Origin of the sequence: Martinezella lusitana, assembly GCF_900094565.1 — a bacterium.
Taxonomy (GTDB): domain Bacteria; phylum Pseudomonadota; class Alphaproteobacteria; order Rhizobiales; family Rhizobiaceae; genus Rhizobium; species Rhizobium lusitanum.
In genome coordinates, this window is sequence record NZ_FMAF01000036.1 from 37,628 (window position 1) to 51,810 (window position 14,183).

Here is a 14,183-nt window from a genome sequence, read left to right on the forward strand (position 1 = left end):
CAACAGAAGTGGCGCGCGGGCGAGCCTTTGCGGTTCGCCTCGGCGCAAATTTGAACGAATGTCACGCCCAGCTGAATTTCATACCGTTATCCGGCACCTCAATTCCTGACGTTAATCCTTGGTTAACCATAATCCCGCTTATTCGTGCTATCAAATACAAGGACTTGATTCCCAGCTCCACCGCGCAATTTAGCGGATAATATTACACAGAAACACTTTGCCGTGACCCGACAATATGCACCTTCTTAAAACGATAGCGCTGATGACGTTAGCCGGCTTGACGGCGGGATGCACGACAACGGGTCACATCAGACAGTCGATCGGCGTCGAAACGGTCGACAATGACAAGGCGCTGGCCTTTCCGCCGCCCGGTGGTCCGGCGATCGTGAGTGTGGTCGAGCGCAGACATGCAAAGGATGTCGAGCAGACGATTTCGCTTTCGACGTCGTCTTCTGTCCCCGGCCAGAATTTCCTCAAGGTGCAGTTTCTCGGCCTGACGGGATCCAATCCAGGGCTCGGCAGCAGGCCGTACAACACGATCAGCGACCTCGCGATAGCCCGCGAGATGGCATCGGCCGTGCCCGGTGTACGGCTGGCACGCTCGGCAACCTTCGTGCAGAACAGCTACGGACCGTTCGGCTATGCTTCGGGCCAAAGCAGAAATGGCGACACCTGTCTCTATGCCTGGCAGCAGATCCCGGCAGGTTTTTCTCCGCCGCAGGAACAGCGCAATTTCGGTATGGTGCAGGTTAGGCTCAGGCTTTGCGACGCACACGCAACCGAGCGCCAGCTGCTGGGCACAGTCTATGGCTACACGATCGCCGGCCGTTTCGACGGCGCCGCCCTGAACCCGTTCGGAGCTCCGCGGGGTGCCGACGCCCTCTTGGGCAAGCCCGGCGAGCCGGTTTATCCCGACGCGGCCGCCTATCGCACTCCCCCGATCAGCATAGGCTACCAGACCGCTCCAGTGGCAGCGCGCCGCTTCGTTCCGCGCCGGCCGGTCGTCGTTCAGCCGCAGGCGGCCCCAGCGCTGCCGCCAATGATTGGTCCGCGCGTGCCGCTCCCCGATGGGCCGGGCGACACGCCGCAGACGGGAGCTGCAGGCAGCTCACCGGCGACCACGGCGCAGCATCCGCCCGCGGCCGCTGGAAGCAGCGTCATCGTGCCTTTACCGGACTGTAACGGAGATGCTGGCATATCTGAAGCTTGCCGCCGTTAAGCGGGACGACGTCGGGGCGCCAGGATGGCGCCTGGCAATACCCTTGAAGGAAGATCGATGCAGACAGCAAGCAGCATCTTGATATGGGCCGTGATCGCGCTGTGCGGGGTGGTGCTTATAACGTTGCCGGTCAACCTTCAAACGCAGCTGATCGCCAGCACCGTTGTCGTCACGATGATGGCGATCATCAAGATTCTCAAGCGTCAGGGCACCTGGCGGCTTGTCGCGCTCGCCTTCGGCACGGCAATCGTGCTGCGCTATGTGTATTGGCGGACGACGAGCACGCTGCCGCCCGTCAACCAGCTTGAAAACTTCATCCCGGGGCTGCTGCTCTATCTCGCCGAAATGTATAACGTGGCGATGCTGATGCTCAGCCTCTTCATCGTCGCCACACCCCTGCCCCCGCGCACGGCCCGTGCCTTGAAGACGCAAAATTTTCCATCCGTCGACGTCTTCGTGCCGTCCTACAACGAGGACACCAATCTTCTCGCCAACACGCTCGCCTCCGCCAAGGCGATGGACTACCCAGCCGATAAGCTCCGAGTCTGGCTGCTTGACGACGGCGGCACGGCACAGAAGCGAAATTCCACCAAGGTACTTGAATCCCAGGCTGCCATTGCTCGCCATGACGAGCTCAAACAGCTATGTGTGGAGCTCGACGTCGAATATCTGACGCGCGAGCGCAACGAACACGCCAAGGCCGGCAACCTCAACAATGGACTCGAACATTCCGATGGCGACCTGATCGCCGTCTTCGATGCCGATCACGCGCCCGCGCGCGATTTCCTGCGCGAGACGGTCGGCTACTTTGAGGACGATCCGAAGCTCTTTCTCGTCCAGACTCCGCATTTCTTCATCAATCCCGACCCGCTGGAGCGCAATCTGCGCACCTTCGACAGCATGCCTAGTGAGAACGAGATGTTCTACGGCATCATTCAACGCGGTCTGGACAAGTGGAATGCAGCCTTCTTCTGCGGCTCGGCAGCCGTGCTCAGCCGCAAGGCACTGGAATCCCAAAACGGCTTCAGCGGCATCAGTATTACCGAAGACTGTGAAACCGCACTTGCGCTCCATGGCGCCGGCTGGAACAGCATCTATGTCGACAAGCCGCTGATCGCCGGGCTGCAGCCCGCCACGTTTGCGAGCTTCATCGGCCAGCGCAGCCGATGGGCGCAGGGCATGATGCAGATCCTGCGCTTCCGCTTCCCGCTGCTGAAGCGTGGTCTGACCCTGCCGCAGCGCCTGTGCTACATGTCCTCGACGCTGTTCTGGCTCTTCCCGTTTCCGCGCGTCGTTTTCCTGTTCGCGCCGCTTTTCTATCTGTTTTTCGATCTCGAGATATTCACGGCCTCAGGCAGCGAATTCCTTGCCTATACGCTTGCCTATATGCTCGTGAACCTGATGATGCAGAACTATCTCTATGGCTCCTTCCGCTGGCCGTGGATTTCCGAGCTCTACGAATATGTCCAGACGGTGCATCTGTTGCCCGCCGTCATCTCGGTCATGCTCAACCCCCGCAAGCCGACCTTCAAGGTCACGGCCAAGGACGAATCGATCTCCGTCAGCCGTCTTTCCGAAATCAGCCGCCCATTCTTCGTCATCTTTGCCGTACAGGTCATTGCGCTGGCGGTGACCATATACCGTGTCTATGCCGAGCCCTATAAGGCTGATGTCACGCTCGTCGTCGGCGGCTGGAACGTAATCAACCTGATCCTCTCCGGTTGCGCACTGGGTGTCGTCTCCGAGCGTGGAGAGCGCGCCTCCTCGCGGCGCGTCAGGGTCGACCGCCGCAGCGAATTCGGCGTCGGCGACAAATGGAATTCCGCCTCTATCGAGGATGTGTCCGTTCACGGCGCCAGATTGAACGTCTTCAACAAGGACATGGGCCTGGTGAAGATCGGTTCCGAAGCCATCGTCCGCTTCCAGCCCTATAGCGGCACCGAGATGGTGACGCTGTCGGTCATCATCCGCAATATCGAGCAGATGGGAGATATCACGACCATCGGGTGCCAATATGTCCCGAAGGGTGCAGCCGATCACCGGCTGATCGCCGATCTCGTCTTTGCCAACTCCGATCAGTGGACGAAATTTCAGCAGGCACGCCGCCGCAACCCTGGCATCATCCGCGGAACGGTCTGGTTCCTGGGGCTATCGCTCTACCAGACCAGCCGGGGCTTGCTCTATCTCTTCAAGGGAGTCGGGGCCGAAAAGGGGCAGCAACGGCAGGACGCGAAGGCGAAAGGCTGATGAGACGCATCCTTCCAGCACTGATCTTCCTCATCACCGCCGCCGTCGCGCAGGCGCAAACGACGCCCTTCGATATGTCGGGTGAACGGCCGAAAGGCGAGCCGCCGGCCACACCGCAGATTTTCACGCCACAGCCGGCAACGCCGCAGACCGAGGCACCCAAGGCGGTGGCTCCGCTGGTAATTGCTCCCCAGATGACTGCTCCACAAGCGATAGTGCCGCCGGCAGCTACGCCGCAGGTTGTCGCGCCGCATATGACGACGCCCGCCGTCCCTGCTCAAGTGACACCGCAGGCGGCACCGGTTGTGAAACAGGCGGCACCGGCAACACCTGCGTTTCGGCGTTACGTCGTCCCCTTCGCGAAATTTCGGCTGGAAGGCGAGAACGATCGCAGATCCTGGTCGATCTATCTGACGCCCGAACAGGCGGCGGCACCGGCGAAATTCAATTTCGCCTATCAAAACGCGGTCGTCGTCGCTCCTGAAGCATCGCAACTCACCGTCCTTCTCAACGACCGGGTAGTTCACCAGCAGCAGATCGGTTCGCCCGATAGTGTTTCGGATGTCAGCTTCGACATTCCGCGAGGGCTCTTGCAGCCGGGCGCCAATTTGCTGACGTTCGAGGCGACACAACGCCATCGCACCGACTGCGACATACAATCGACCTATGAACTTTGGTCCGATGTCGATCCGGAAAAAACCTATCTGAGCTTCACCGGCCGCGAGGCTGAGAAACTGTCGACCACCGATGCAATCCGCGCGATCGGCGTCGATGGTGCCGGGAAAACCCAATACAATATCGTGGTGCCGGCGCTGGCTCAACCCGGTACCACCAAGCCGCTGCTGCGGCTTGCGCAAGGCCTGTCGCTCCTCAGCGGCATGCCGAATGAGACATTCTCCTTTGGCACGGATGGAGTACCGGCGGCGGGACCGGGCAAAATGACGGTTGTCGTCGGCACACCCGCAGAACTGCAGCCGGTCTTCGCCGCACCTTCCTCGGCACAGAGCGGCGCGCTGGCGACATTCGCGACCGATCCGCGCAGCGGCCAGCAGCTTCTGCTCATCAGCGGCCCATCCTGGCAGGCGATCTCCGCCGCGATCGATATGGTCGTTTCACCGACCGACAGGGACCCTGGCACCCGTCGCGATCTGCTGGTTACGCAGCGATGGACGGCGCCGGATGCCCCTCTGATCTACTCCGGCACCAGCCTTTCCTTCGAGCAACTGGGCGTGAAGACGACGGAATTCTCCGGGCGTCGCTTCCACACCAGCTTCAACGTGGCGATCCCCTCGGACTTCTATGCGAATGCCTATGGGGAAGCGACCATCCTGCTGGACGCCGCCTATGCAAAGGACGTGCGCCCCGGCAGCCATATCGACGTTTACGTCAATGGCAGCATTGCCACGACGAAACCGATTACTGCCAGCGGCGGTGGCATCTTCCGGCAATTGCCCATCCGCATCACCATGCGCCATTTCAAGCCGGGCCTGAATACATTGACGCTCGAGGCCATGTTGATGACCGACGAGGATACCGTCTGCGCGCCCGCCGCCACGTCCAGCACGACACCGCGCTTTGCGCTGTTCGACACAAGCCAGTTCCGCATGCCGGATTTTGCAAGGGTCGCACAGCGCCCCAACCTGGCGGCGTTTGCAGGAACCGGCTATCCCTATAATCGCGACACCGAGCCGACCACCCTCTTCATCGATCGGGCCGATGCCGATACGCTGTCGGCGAGCGCAACCCTGCTCGGACAGATGGCGATCGTTGCGGGACACCCGGTCGCCGTGGAGCCGACTACCTCGCCGAACACGATCAGCGGCCGCAACGCGATCTTCATCGGTTCGATCTCTCAACTGCCGTCGACGATCCTTTCGCAAATGAATATCGCGGCGACGAGCCAGGTGGCTTGGCGCCCACCCACTCCAGGGCAAGCCGGCACGCAGGACGCCTCCGTCACGATCGCGGATTGGCGCTCCCGCATCAGCGGCGGTCTGCTGCAGGGTCAATTCGACCGCTTCCAGCAATGGATGCATCGCAACTTCGATATCTCGCTCAGTTCGCTACGCTTCATGCCGAGTTCGGAGCAGGTGTTTACGCCGTCGAATGCCAATACGTTCCTGATCGCCCAGGAAGCCAACTCGACCAACGACGCCACCTGGACCGTGATCACAGCACCGAGCGCTGGAGATCTGCGGGCAGGCGTGGAGGCCATGACGTCGCAATTCGACTGGCCGCAAATCAGCGGTCGCATCACTGTCTATTCCGGCAAGACGGGAAAGATCGACACGGTACCTGTCAGCCGTTTCGATCTTGTCACGTCGCAGGCCTGGTCGCTGACCAATTATCGCTTGATCGCCGCCAACTGGCTTTCCAGCAATATCTTGTCCTACGCCTTCCTGCTCGTGATCGGTTCGCTGCTGCTCGGCGTCAGCACCGCAAGCATTCTCTCGAAGATCGGCAGGCGCGAATGAGACGCTGGCGCTTCATCCTTGCAATCTGCGGCGCTGTCATCCTGGCGGTAGCCCAACCGGTCGCAGCTCAGCATGCTGCGATCGATCCGGAAGCCTGGATCGCCTACAAGACGAAATTCCTCGATGCAAGCGGCCGTATCATCGACAATGGCAACGGCAACGTCAGCCACAGCGAAGGGCAAGGTTACGGCCTCTTGCTCGCCTATCTCGCCAATAGCCCGGCCGATTTCGAGCAGATCTGGTACTTCACACGAACCGAATTGCTGTTGCGCGACGATGGCCTGGCGGCCTGGAAATGGGATCCCGCCGTCATGCCGCATATAACAGACACGAACAATGCCTCCGACGGCGACCTCCTGATCGCCTACGCGCTGGCGCTTGCGGGATCGGCATGGAACAAGAAGGACTATCTGCAGGTCGCCGCAACCATGGCAAAGGCACTTCTTTCCCATGTCGTGATCGATTCCGATGGCCGGACGCTCCTCCTTCCCGGAGTTGATGGCTACAAGGCCCCGGGCCGCAAGGATGGCCCCATCATCAATCCATCCTATTGGATTTACGAGGCTATCCCCGTCATGGCGCTGCTGGCGCCCTCCGATCGATGGCAAAAACTGACGGATGATGGCGTTGCCCTGTTGCGCTCAATGCAGTTCGGCCCGCGCAAACTGCCGGCCGATTGGGTGAGCCTGCGCGCAATGCCGAAACCTGCCGATGGCTTCGAGGCGGAGTTTGGCTATAATGCCATCAGGATACCGCTCTACCTGGCGCGAGCCGGGATAGACGACAAGGTTTTGCTGATACGGCTGCGACAAGGCATGACCGTCGAGGGGGACGAACCGGGCACGATCGATCTGGCAACGGGCAAGCCAAAACAGCTGCTTCCCGACCCCGGTTATAGAATTGTTAACGATGTTGTGGCGTGTGTGGTTAACGGAACGAAACTACCCACCTCGGTTCGGCAGTTCGCGCCGTCCCTTTACTACCCGTCCACTTTGCAATTGTTGAGCCTGGCTTTCGTCGCGGAGAAACACCCGGAGTGCTTATAAAATCCACTTTGATCATGGCTTTTATGGCAGTGGCCGTGGCGGGTTTCACCCTCGCGACGAAGGATCATGTCTCGCCTGAAGACAAGATCAAGCTGGCGAAATCGAGCCGCCTGGAGCCGCAGACTCTGCTTGCCGCCGATATCAAGCCGGGCGGCGCTACCGAACAAACAGTCGATTTACGCGCGGTCGCCGACCGCATTCAGGCGACGGCACCATCCGCCGTCCTGTCCGACGGGCCGAGCAATCCGCAACCGAATGCGCCGGCGCCTGACGCACTGGCACAGGCTGCACCGCAGTCGACGGCGCCCCAAGCTGCTCAACAACAACCGGCACAGCAGCAGTCGGGCCAAGCTCAACCGGCTAGCCCGCCGAAGGTGGACGAAAGCGCGTTGCGCTATTTCGCCAGCCGCGGCGACAAGGCGCGGCTGCAGGCCGAAATCTCCAGATTGCAAACGCTTTACCCGAATTGGACACCGCCAGCCGATCCGCTTGCCGTTCCGCAAAACAGCGACAAGCAGCTGGAAGCCATGTGGCAGCTCTATTCTGAGGGCCGCTATGCTGAGCTGCGCAAGGCGATCGCCGACCGTCAGACCGCAGAAGCCGGATGGCAGCCGCCCGCCGATCTGCTGGAGCGCCTCGACGTCGCCGAAGCGCGCGCGCGCCTCGTCAACGCCTCCGATCTCAAGCAATATGCGACTGTCATCGACATCGCCGCCAACACGCAGAGCCTGCTCACCTGCAGCGACATAGACATTCTGTGGCGGGTGGCGGAAGCCTTTATCCGCACGGATCGGGTCAAGCGCGGGCAGGACGCCTATACCTATATGCTGAAGAGCTGCACCAATCCGCAGGAAAGGCTTGCGACCATCCAGAAAGCCGCGGCAATGCTGTCTTATCAGCCCATGCAGGACCTGCTGGCCCTCGAGAAACCCGACGGCAATGGCGGGCGGGAATTCGACAGCATAAGGACCGACCTTGCACGCCGTTTCGTGGCGCAGGGCAATGACGATCCGAAACTGACCGTCTCTCAGGACTATCTCTCGCAGGTCGAACGGGTCGCGCGCAGCCAGGGGCTGGCATCCGATGATTCGCTTCTCGGCTGGTACTATCTGCGCCGCAGCAATTATAGCGACGCGGAGCAATGGTTCGAGGCCGCGCACACCAAGGAAGATTCCGCAGCAATCTCGCAGGGCCTGGCATTGGTGCTGATCGCCGACCACAAGCCGCAAGAGGCCGAAGAGGCGATGTACAAATGGCGCAACGAATCCAAGGACGCGATGGCAACCTATCTTGCCGCCACCGCCAATCTGATGGCCTTGCAGCCACCCGCCAATCTCAGCGAGGACGTCCTTGGACGAATGGCCGGCGAAGTAGTGAAGCAAAAATACGTTCCAACGGCGCAACAATTCGGATGGTATGCGCGTTCGCTGAACCAGCCGCAGGCTGCGGCGCGCTGGTTCGAGACGGCGCTTCGCTGGAAGCCGGATGACGAACCATCCGCTTATGGACTGGCCATCACCCGCAATCAGCTGAACGACCGGCAAGGTGTCGCCGAAGTCCAGCGGCTCTGGGCAGGCCGTTCGCAGCGTATCGCCGTTCTCGGCGAGCCGGCGACGCGCACGCCGACCTCGGCACCACTGCCCTCTCCGAACCAGACAGTCCAGCTAACACCGCAGATCGCGCCGCAGGGATCGCTCCAAAGCGCGCCTCTGGCGGCTCCCCAAGCAACGCCTCTGGACCCCATCACACAACCACCCGTCAACGCGCAGGCGGCCGCAGAGCCCGCAGCGCCCGTCCGCCGCGCGCCACCAGTCGAATACAATCAAGCGGAAGCCCGCACCAGGACGGCCGTGCGCGGCGCACGCAGTCCGGCCGGCTGTACAACCACGATCAGCGCCGAACTGCTGACACCGGCAAACGCGCTATCGCGCGGCTGGTGCCTGATGAACCTCAATCGACCGATGGAAGCCGTGGAAGCCTTTGGCGTCGCGCTGAACAATACCGATCCAAAGTCGCGCGAGGAGGCCGCCTATGGGCAAAGCCTCGCCTATCTGCGAGCCGGGCTTGCCAACAACGCCGCCGTCGCGGCGACCAAGGCCCCCATGAACCACCAGCGCGCCGCTGAATTACAGGTGGCCATTCTCTCCGATCGCGCGCTCTCGGCCTTTTCGGGCAAGCGGTACCATGAGGCCCTCCTCTATCTCGACCAGCGCTCGCAGCTTCAGCAGGAGCGTGTGGACCTGATGGTGCTGCGCGGATACTGCTATCTCAATCTCAAAATGTACGACGATGCTGAGCGCATCTTCACCGCGGTCGCCGCAACCGGCAACCGCGACGGCAATCGCGGCCTGAGAGACCTGAGGCTCGCGACCCATCCGCAGCCGGGGGGGTATTAAGGTCAGCTGCCCCATAGTGATCACTGCAGTTAATTTGAACAATCCAGGCCTCCTCTAGTAAGGAATTGAAATGCTGTCTCGATTGGTATAGCCCCCAACAAGTATTCTCATCTGACCCATTTCGAGCGATGACCGAAACCAAAAAACGAACCAGGGACCTAGGTCTCGATCATATTCGCGCGCTTGCGGCATTCATGGTTTTCAGCTGGCATTTCCTGCATTACGCGAACGGCTGCCCAGTGCCTTTTGAAGGTGCACCATCGATTTTCCCGCTTGCTCTGCTGGATGAGGGGCATACGGGCGTCGCTCTTTTCATGACGTTAAGCGGTTATCTGTTCGCGAAAATTCTTGACGGGAGATCGGTAAATTACCTTGCATTCCTGTCACGTCGAGCGACCCGGCTCCTTCCCCTACTTTTTGCGATGTTGGTAGTGGAGGGCGTGCGGGAGTATGTCGTTGGAGCTGACCTCGTTGGCTATTCAAGGAGCCTTGCGACCGGTCTGATCGAACCGACACTGCCCAATGGTGCGTGGTCCCTGACGGTGGAATTCCACTTCTACCTTTTACTTCCTCTCCTGCTGTTTCTCTGCCGGAAATCGCCAGCGCTTCTTTTCGCGGCGATATTCCTGGCAGTCGGCTTACGAACGTTCTTGTTCATCAGGAACGATACGGTTTTCTGGCCCGCCTACTGGACGCTCGCCGGCCGCCTAGACCAATTTGTATTTGGAATTTTGGCCTACCACTACCGTTCGATGATCATCAAGAAACACGTGCTTGCTCTGGTACTAGGGACCGTGTTTTGCGTATTTTATTATCTATTTGACCGGATGGGCGGCTTCTACCGAATGCCGCAATACCCCTCGCCCTCTCCTATCTGGATTATTCTCCCCACCATTGAAGGGGCTTTCTTTAGCGCACTCATTGCCTACTACGACGGCTCATTCCAACATCCCCGCGGATTGCTGTCACGATTCATCGCAAAGATCGGCAAATATTCCTACTCGATATATCTCTGGCACTTCTATGTCGTATTCCTCATGGCAGACTTCGTGCAACGACACATTATGAATATCTCTTACTACTACATTGGACAGGTCTGGGCGTTGCTTTGTTTCCTCGCGCTGGTTCCGTTCGCCTTCGTTAGCTACCAAATATTCGAGAAGCCCTTCATGAATGTGGGCTTGTCATATTCAAGGAAAACAGGCCCGCAACAGCCTTCGCTCGTTGTCTGACCAAATTCCCTAATCTGGTGACCGAATAACTTAAGGAAACTCGACCTTTTGCAAGCACGATATTTTCCACCGCCAGCGGGACCTGTTAGCTACCGCCGGTCGCCCAGGTTGAATGACGTGTGGTTCACAACAGCGCAAGATTAAGAAGATATCAATCACGAACTTAGTTTCCTGTTTGAGGATGGATTTCACCGGGCAAGCCGTCTAAACTGACTCGATCACGATGATGCTCAAGTGGGGGGGCATCGTTGCCGGTTTCATGTGCCCGACGCGGAATGTTCGCGTTGCCCTCATGGGATCCGGCAGCACCTTCGCAATTCCGGTTTGCCGGAACATTGAGCTAGTCTGATCATGCAAGATGCCAACGAGACCGTTGAAGGTCCTGTACCAACGCACCATCTCCTCATTGCTGGCACTGGCCGGGCGGGTACAAGCTTTCTTGTACGTTACCTTTCCGCCTTGGGTCTGGACACGGGCTTCAAACCTGATGACAAGTCGCAAGCTTGGGAAGCAAACGCCAATGCCGGCCTCGAACGCCTACCCCTCGTGGAGCCGAACGAAAATCTGCCATATGTCCTGAAATCGCCTTGGTCTGGCGAATACATCGACGAAATCCTGGCAAGCAATCGGTTTTCTTTCGACGCCATCATCATTCCGATGCGGGACCTGGTCGAGGCGGCTTCGAGCAGAAGCATCCTTGAACACCGTCACCTACACCAACATATTGGTTGGATGGCGGACCGGCTCGATGCCACGTGGGAGGTTTTCGCCTATACCCCCGGCGGGATCATCTACTCGTTGAACCCCCTCGACCAAGCGCGGCTGCTCGCGATTGGTTTTCATAGACTGGTGCATAGCGCCGCCAAGGCGGGCATCCCGCTTATATTCCCGGTCTTTCCGCGCATGGTCGAGGATTGGTCTTATCTTTACGAGACCCTAAAGCCCATACTTCCCGACACGATCACCGCCGAAGCGGCAAAATCGGTCCATGATCAAGTCGCGTCCATGTCCTTGGTTCGGGTCGGGTCCGAACTTGGCGGTGCCGAGCCGAGCCAAGCCGGAGAGGCTGCCGGTCAATCGATCCATCGCTATCCCACGACATCCGATATCGATCTCATCGCCTTGCGCCGCGAGCTTACGCGGGTGAGACAGGAAAGACAGGCCGCAGCGGAGGATGTTGCTAGGCTTTCCAATGATGTTGCAAGGCTCTCCGCGCAATGCAACACCATCGAAGCTGAGGCGAAGCGCCTCGAAATTGAGTTGGAGGCAGCCCAAAAATACGAAGAGGAAAACGCAATTATCCTTGGTCGGCTTGGCAATCTGCTGAATAGCAAATCATGGCGATTGACGGCTCCTTTGAGGAAATTGGTTGATACCGTGCGCCCGAAACGCCGCATCTGAAATTCCGAGCCTGCGGCAGAGTCTCCTGCCGTTCGGAATCATGCGTGCGCGCCTTCGTCGTACGCATACGGGCAGGACCGCGGGACGTTTTCGCCTGCGCGTGATAAGCTGGCGATATGGAGATCGACGAAGACAAAATCGACGAGGCGGTTCTGGCGCTACTCTGGCTGACACGTCACAACGGGTGCTGCGCCTGGAAAGGTTTTGACTGGGCAACGACGGATCGCTTGCATCATAAGGGGCTGATCGGCGATCCGGTGAACAAGTCGAAATCATTGGTGTTGACAGACGAAGGCCTGCGGCGCTCGGAGGAACTGTTCCGTCAGCTGTTTACGCGATGAACGTTCAGTTCTTGCTGACCCGGGTGCATCTTCAGGTTTTTCGGCGCGTCCTGGCTTTTCGAACCCATTTAGCCCCGAGATCATCGACAGCCCTGTTGAGATGACTGAAGTTGGCGTAGCCAGGATTGTAGTCGCTGCCAAGCCATTCGGCGAATTCGGCATGCCGCTCATGCGATGGATCGGCACGTGCCGCCAGGAGCTCCTGGTAACTCCATGGGCCGCCGATATCCTCCGGCGGGCATGCTCCCGTGGCCTCAAGCAGCATCGGGCGGTCCATGCCGAGTGCTGGAAAGGTGCGTTCGATCTTGATGCTGTGCGTCCATCCGTCGCCAAAGTCGTAAAGATACTTGAACGATTTGGCGCCGGTGTCCTGAACCGCAGACAGCAGCGTGACCTTACGTGCATCGATGGGGCCATCTCCCCAGTCATCATCCGGTAAACCAAAGCCGACATCACGCATACGGAACTCGTAGAGGTGGCTGTTGGTCCAGCCCATCGCCACCTGCAGCACCTCGTGAAGGCGGCTGAGCCTGATCCGGAATGGTACGACCACGCGCCGCATCACAGTCGGCTCGACGTCATCGAGGGTAATCTTCAGGCGAACAACGGAAGCGCCCGCCATCAGGCCGCCTGCGGCAGGGCGGTGGCTGCCGATGCTTTTTTCCACGTCCATGGAAGCAGTTCATGTAAACGCGATGCGGGATAATCGGCGATGCGGGCAAGCACATCGGCCAGCCAGGCCTTCGGATCAACCTCGTTGAGGCGGCAGGTCATGATGAGCGTCAGCATGACGGCGGTGCGCTCGGCGCCACGTTCAGATCCCGCAAACGTCCAATTCCGCCTTCCCAGTGCAAGCCCTCTCAGCGCGCGCTCGGCCGCGTTGTTCGTAAGACAAATTCTCCCGTCTTCCAGGAAGTGGGCAAAGCCTTCCCAGCGTTTGAGCATGTAATCCATCGCCTTGACAAGATCGGAGGACCGGCTGAGCGTGGCACGTTCCTGTTGCAGCCATACATGCATATCTTCGAATAGCGGCCTGCTTTTTTCCTGTCGCACGGCAAGTCTCTCTTCGGCGCTCAGTCCATTGATCTGTCGCTCGATTTCAAAGAGCGCATCGAAGCGCTTGACCGCCTCCAGTGCGATCGGCGAGATCGGCTTGCCGTTGCGCTTGCTGTCGCGGGCGCTTTTCTCGATGTCGGCAAGCTCAAAGAACTTCCGTCTCGCATGGGCATGGCAAAAGGCGAACGTGATCGGCTTGTCCTTCCTTTGCGCAACGCCGAGCGGCTCGAACCCGTTGTAGCAGTCCGTCTGCAGGATGCCGCCATAGTCCGCCAGGTGCTTTTGCGGATGCTCGCCCCGCCGGTCGCTGGAAGCATAATAGACTGCAGCTGGCGGCAAATGCCCCCCGAAGGACCTGTCGTCAAACACGTAAGTCCATACCCGCCCAGTCCTGCATTTGCCCTTGGCCAAAATGGGGATCGTCGGGCGAGTAGGCCGGAGGAATTTCACCTCCAGCCTCTCTCAGAACCGGGCGTGAGGCTCTCACCTCACCCGGCTCCCATCAAGCGAGCTCCGTGCCATTACCGAGTTGCCAGTGTACGAACAGCTTCCGGTTTTCCCGCGCAATCTTTGCAACAAAGAGGCGCGCTTGCCCCAGGCGTTTGCGGAAGCGCTTATATTTCCGTTTAAACCAAACATAGAGGGTTTCGTTGATGTATCTCGCCATCGGATAAAGTGCCGAGCGCGAGTATTGCCCATAGTATGCGATCCATCCCCGAACGATCGGGTTTATCTCGCGAGCAATGTCATCCAACGTCACCTCCGTTCGTT

10 protein-coding genes and 1 pseudogene are annotated in these 14,183 nt (G+C 59.3%); 8 read left to right on the forward strand and 3 right to left on the reverse strand.

All coding sequences use genetic code 11. The features are described from left to right. The first annotated feature begins 235 nt into the window (after positions 1-235). From bcsN to GA0061101_RS34335, 8 genes are all read left to right on the forward strand, one after another. Positions 236-1,219, forward strand: coding sequence for a cellulose biosynthesis protein BcsN (gene bcsN, locus GA0061101_RS34300; protein WP_092576875.1), 984 nt, complete (start codon positions 236-238; stop codon positions 1,217-1,219). Positions 1,220-1,276: 57 nt separating this feature from the next. Beyond that, positions 1,277-3,466, forward strand: a complete 2,190-nt coding sequence (gene bcsA / locus GA0061101_RS34305) for a UDP-forming cellulose synthase catalytic subunit (RefSeq protein ID WP_092576877.1) — start codon at positions 1,277-1,279, stop codon at positions 3,464-3,466. After that, positions 3,466-5,940 carry a cellulose biosynthesis cyclic di-GMP-binding regulatory protein BcsB gene (locus GA0061101_RS34310; protein ID WP_092576880.1) on the forward strand — a complete coding sequence of 825 codons (2,475 nt, stop codon included), beginning with the start codon at positions 3,466-3,468 and terminating at the stop codon, positions 5,938-5,940. Before bcsA ends, GA0061101_RS34310 begins: the two co-directional genes overlap by 1 nt. Next, positions 5,937-6,986: a family 8 glycosyl hydrolase gene (locus GA0061101_RS34315; protein WP_092576884.1), complete on the forward strand. Its 1,050-nt coding sequence runs from the start codon at positions 5,937-5,939 to the stop codon at positions 6,984-6,986. The genes GA0061101_RS34310 and GA0061101_RS34315 overlap by 4 nt, the downstream gene beginning before the upstream one ends. Further along, entirely contained in the window at positions 6,983-9,382 is a 2,400-nt protein-coding gene (locus GA0061101_RS34320) for a cellulose synthase (protein ID WP_092576907.1), read from the forward strand. Before GA0061101_RS34315 ends, GA0061101_RS34320 begins: the two co-directional genes overlap by 4 nt. Positions 9,383-9,510: 128 nt before the next feature. Further along, positions 9,511-10,614 carry an acyltransferase family protein gene (locus GA0061101_RS34325; RefSeq protein WP_092576887.1) on the forward strand — a complete coding sequence of 368 codons (1,104 nt, stop codon included), beginning with the start codon at positions 9,511-9,513 and terminating at the stop codon, positions 10,612-10,614. A 351-nt stretch (positions 10,615-10,965) separates the two neighbouring features. Next, positions 10,966-12,015 carry a hypothetical protein gene (locus tag GA0061101_RS34330; RefSeq protein ID WP_092576890.1) on the forward strand — a complete coding sequence of 350 codons (1,050 nt, stop codon included), beginning with the start codon at positions 10,966-10,968 and terminating at the stop codon, positions 12,013-12,015. A 116-nt stretch (positions 12,016-12,131) separates the two neighbouring features. Continuing rightward, positions 12,132-12,356 (forward strand): DUF6429 family protein, encoded by a 225-nt coding sequence (locus GA0061101_RS34335; RefSeq protein WP_037198638.1) that lies wholly within the window; start codon positions 12,132-12,134, stop codon positions 12,354-12,356. Positions 12,357-12,387: 31 nt separating this feature from the next. Here GA0061101_RS34335 and GA0061101_RS34340 read toward each other — a convergent pair whose 3' ends face one another. From GA0061101_RS34340 to GA0061101_RS34350, 3 genes and pseudogenes are all read right to left on the reverse strand, one after another. Further along, positions 12,388-13,029 carry a plasmid pRiA4b ORF-3 family protein gene (locus tag GA0061101_RS34340; RefSeq protein WP_425350046.1) on the reverse strand — a complete coding sequence of 214 codons (642 nt, stop codon included), beginning with the start codon at positions 13,027-13,029 and terminating at the stop codon, positions 12,388-12,390. Next, positions 12,978-13,835, reverse strand: a pseudogene (tnpC, locus tag GA0061101_RS34345) (IS66 family transposase); the annotation flags it as partial. The pseudogene tnpC and the gene GA0061101_RS34340, both read right to left, overlap by 52 nt. 79 nt (positions 13,836-13,914) lie before the next feature. After that, on the reverse strand, positions 13,915-14,183 hold a 269-nt coding region (locus tag GA0061101_RS34350; RefSeq protein WP_280951449.1), incomplete at its 5' end, for a group II intron maturase-specific domain-containing protein.